The organism is Acidobacteriota bacterium (genome assembly GCA_003696075.1).
Taxonomy (GTDB): domain Bacteria; phylum Acidobacteriota; class Polarisedimenticolia; order J045; family J045; genus J045.
In genome coordinates this window covers 1-3,651 of the sequence record RFHH01000024.1, presented here as the reverse complement: position 1 = coordinate 3,651, position 3,651 = coordinate 1, and the positions used below count along the sequence as shown (strand labels likewise).

General features: G+C 70.0%; 1 protein-coding gene. It reads right to left on the bottom strand.

Going from position 1 to position 3,651, the window contains the following annotated elements:
* Positions 1 to 220 precede the first annotated feature (220 nt).
* The gene (locus D6718_01625) at positions 221 to 3,535 is read right to left on the bottom strand and encodes a glycosyl hydrolase (GenBank protein ID RMG48527.1); all 3,315 of its coding nucleotides are present in this window, start codon (positions 3,533 to 3,535) and stop codon (positions 221 to 223) included.
* Positions 3,536 to 3,651 lie beyond the last annotated feature (116 nt).

The following is a 3,651-nucleotide window of genomic DNA, read 5'->3' as shown; positions in this document are numbered from 1 at the left end:
CCGCACCCGCCAGCGGTTCCGGGCGCGGAAGGACGGGCTGCGCGCGGGGCCTCCCGAAGCGGCCCGATCTCCCGGGGCGGACCGGCCGGCGCCCCTCGGCGAGCGCTTCCGGCCGCGCCCCGTCCGCGAACGGGCCGGGCCGGGAGGAGGCGGCTCAGGCTTCGCGCCGGAGCCACGCCCCTCCCGCGGTCCGGAATCCGCCGCCCGGCCGGTGCCGCGGTCAATCCCAGCGCGGGACCCGCCCCGGCGTCCAGGGTGCGCCGGCGGCCTCGGCGTCTTCCTCGAGCCGGCGGAGGTCGGTCTCGATCAGCGACCGCAAGCGCGGCAACCAGCGCTGGAACGCTTCGCGCGCCAGCTCCAGGTTCTGCTCGTGAGTCCGGGTCGGTGCGCTCGTGGACGACCAGGCGCCGGAGACGACCTGCCGCACGCGGTCGCGGATCCCGGGCGGCGTCGGTTCGGCGTGCTCGGCCACAACCTCGTCGCCCAGCAGCTCGACCTTGAGGTCGGCCAGCCGGTCGCGCAGCTCGCGCGCGCGGCGGGCGAGTTCGTCCGGCGCGGCGGGGGTGTCGTCGAGGGCGCGCATCAGGTGCGCCAGGCGCGTTTCGGCTTCGCCGATCGCCCGCTCCGCACCCAGGACGGCGCGTTGCAGGGCGGCGGCGCGCTTCTGGAACTCGGCCAGCGCCCGCCGGTCGGGAGCGGGCAGCGAGGCCTGCTCGAGCGGCTTGACCTCGAACTCCTCCGGCCCGGCGATCTCGGTCAGTACCGAGCGCACCCGCTTGGCGAGCGTCACGCTGTAGCGGCCGGGAGGGGCGAGCGGTCCCTGCGGCGGCGTGTCCCAGGGAGCCCGCTCCTTCGGCGGCGAGAGATCGGTCGGGTCGGGTGCCGGGTAGCGCAGATCCCAGGCGACGCGATGGAAACCGGCCGTCACCGGCCCGGTGATGCGCCGGACCACCTTCCCCTCTGCGTCGCGGACGATCAGCAGCACCTGGGGCTTCTCTTCCCGAGCCTCCGCGCGGAGTTCGTCCCAGCTCGGGATCTCGATCGGCTCGCCGGCCTTGCGGGCCTCGCGCTCCCTCTCGTGGCGCTGCTCTTCGAGCGTCTTGTAGCCGTCGGCGAGGTAGTAGGTGAACACGGCTCCGTAGGGCGGGTTCGGAGCGACGAAGTGGTCGTCGCCGAGGAAGCCCTTGCCGGGAATGCCGAGCCGGTAGCGCTCGACGTAGAGCCAGGCGTCCTTGACCGGAAACAGCACCGCCTCCCGATCCAACAGCTCGCGGTCGACCATGCGCAGCGGACTGTAATCGTCGAGGACGAACAGGCCGCGTCCGAAGCTCGCCAGCACGAGATCGTTCTCGCGGCGCTGGATCTCGATCTCGCGGATCGCGATCGTCGGCAGGCCTCCCGCGAGCCGTACCCAGTGCTTGCCGCCGTCCACCGTGAAGAAAAGCCCGAACTCGGTGCCGGCGAACAGCAGTCCTGGCCGGACATGGTCCTCTGCCACCGTGTAGACCGTGCCGCGCCGCGGGAGGTCGCCCGCGATCGAGCGCCAATGCCGCCCGCGATCGTCGCTGACCAGCAGGTACGGTTTGAAGTCGCCGCTCTTGTGATTGTCGAAAGCGGCGTAGACGCGGTCGGGCGAGTGGCGCGACGCCTCGAGGTCGCTCACGTAGGAAAGCTCGGGCACGCCGGGGAAGCGGTCGATACGCCGCCAGTGCGCCCCGCCGTCGTCGGTGACCTGGATCAGCCCGTCGTCCGTCCCGGCGTAGATCAGCCCCTCCTCGAGCGGGGATTCGCTCAGCGCGACCACGTTGCCGTAGAACGATGTCGACTTGCCGCGCGCGACGGCGTCGATGCTCTGGATACCGCCCATGACCTCGAGCTTGCGCCGGTCGAGCTGCCGGGTGAGATCGCCGCTGATGGCCCGCCAGCTCTGTCCGCGGTCGTCGGAGCGGAAGACGCGGTTGGCGGCGAAGTAGAGCCGGGTGTGGGAGTGGGGGCTGACGATCAGCGGCGAGTTCCAATTCCAGCGCAGCGCCTCCCCCGGTTCCGGCTGCGGCTGGATGTCGACCCACTCGCCGCTGCGCCGGTCGAAGCGCACGAGCCCCCCGTACTGGTACTGGGAGTAGACGATGTTCGGGTCCTCGGGATCGACCTGAGTCTTGAATCCGTCGCCGAAGATCGTCACGAACCAGTCGGCGTTGGTGATACCGGCGCCGTCGGTCGTTCGCGAGGGCCCGCCGAGCGTCGCGTTGTCCTGCGTCCCGCCGTAGAGGTTGTAGAAGGGGACGTCGTTGTCGGGGGTGACGCGGTAGAACTGCGTGATCGGCAAGTTGGCGAAGAAGTGCCATGTCCTGCCGCGGTCGTAGGATTCGTAGAGACCGCCGTCGCAGCCGGCGCGCAGGTGGCGGTTGTTCTGCGGGTCGATCCACAGCGCGTGATCGTCGACGTGCTTGGCGCGGTTGCCGACCCGCTTCCACGTCGCCCCGCCGTCCTCCGAGACCTTCATGAAGGTGTCGAGCATGTAGACGCGGTCGGCGTCCCACGGGTCGGCGACGATCTCCTGGTAGTACTGGGGGCTGGTCGAGATGACGTCGCTCATCTTTTCCCAGCTGCCCCCGGCGTCGGTCGAGCGATAAAAGCCGCTCGCGTCACCTGCCGCCTCGATCGTTGCGTAGACGATGTCCGGGTCCTTCGGCGAGACGGCGAGGCCGATGCGGCCCATGTCCACCTCGGGAAGGCCGTTCTTCAGCTTGGTCCAGCTCTTTCCCCCGTCGGTGGACTTGTAGATCGCCGACTCGGGCCCGCCGTCGATCAGCGTCCAGACGCGCCGCCGCCGCTGGTACGCCGCAGCATAGATCACGTCCGGGTCCCGCGGATCGAAGGCGATGTCGGTGACCCCCGTGTCCTTGCTGATCTCGAGCGCGAGCGTCCAGGTCTTTCCGCCGTCACGCGTGACGTAGAGCCCGCGATCGCCTCCCGAGCGCCAGAGGGGGCCCTGTGCGGCGACCCAGACGACGTCGCCGTCCCGCGGGTCGATCAGGATCTTGCCGATGTGTTCGGAGTCCTTCGGTCCGACGTTCGTCCACGTCTTGCCCCCGTCGGTCGACTTGTAGACTCCGTCGCCGTAGCCGACGCTGCGCTGGCTGTTGTTCTCGCCGGTTCCCACCCACACCGTCAGCGGATCGTTCGGGTCGATCGCCAGGCAGCCGATCGAGTACGAACCCTGATCGTCGAAGACCGGCGTGAACGTCGTACCGCCGTTCGTCGTCTTCCAGACACCTCCCGACGCGGCGGCGACGTAGAAGATCTCCGGCCTGGACGGGTGAACCGCGATGTCGGTGATGCGGCCGGAGGTCAGCGCCGGTCCGATCGCGCGCAGCTCGAGGCCGGTGAACGTCTCCTCGACCATACGCTCTTTGTCCGTCCGGGTTCCTGGAGAATCGCCGGCGGCTGCCCTCTTGCCCGTCGCCAAGGCCGCGGGGATCAGGATCATCGAAGCGACGATGGGAAAGATCGATCGGCGGGGGAACCGGACCATCGACTCACCTCCTCGAGCGCCCGCAGGGCGGTTCGCGAGTCTAGCGGAACCGGCAGTCGCCTCCCAAAGGCGGCGGCGGTCGTGCCGCGCCGGCCCGCGAGGCATCAGTGCTAGGT

What these genes read in the sequence shown, in the direction of transcription:
- D6718_01625 (RMG48527.1), bottom strand. Translation starts at nt 3,535, where the DNA reads ATGGTCCGGTTCCCCCGCCGATCGATCTTTCCCATCGTCGCTTCGATG.